This is a genomic window from Geobacillus sp. ZGt-1, assembly GCF_001026865.1.
GTDB classification, from domain to species: Bacteria; Bacillota; Bacilli; order Bacillales; family Anoxybacillaceae; genus Geobacillus; species Geobacillus thermoleovorans.
Genome location: NZ_LDPD01000006.1, coordinates 155,160 through 155,457, shown reverse-complemented (window position 1 = coordinate 155,457; position 298 = coordinate 155,160). Strand labels below are relative to the sequence as shown.

1 pseudogene is annotated in these 298 nt (G+C 28.9%); it reads right to left on the bottom strand.

Going from position 1 to position 298, the window contains the following annotated elements:
* Window positions 1-189 (bottom strand): annotated as a pseudogene (locus tag VU18_RS18745) (hypothetical protein); the annotation flags it as partial.
* Between the last annotated feature and the right edge of the window lie 109 nt (window positions 190-298).

Here is a 298-nt window from a genome sequence, read left to right as displayed (position 1 = left end):
AAGCGTAACAAACAAGATTTTGTAGATAGTTGTTTTTCTCTCTCTAACCCCCAAAAACTTAATTTGGAAAAATAAAAGTAGAATATTAAAAAAGGTAGGCACTAAAGTATAAAAATACCTTTCATCGCTAATGGATACTACGCTTGGATTAAACCAATAAATGAACGCATCAGAATTTTGAATCATCAAGCTGAATAAAATAATAAACCATGAAATAACTAACAAGAGAACCTTCATGAATATTCCACTTTTTTCAGAAAATCTAAGTTTCATAAAAGTAAAATGCCACCTACCTTAT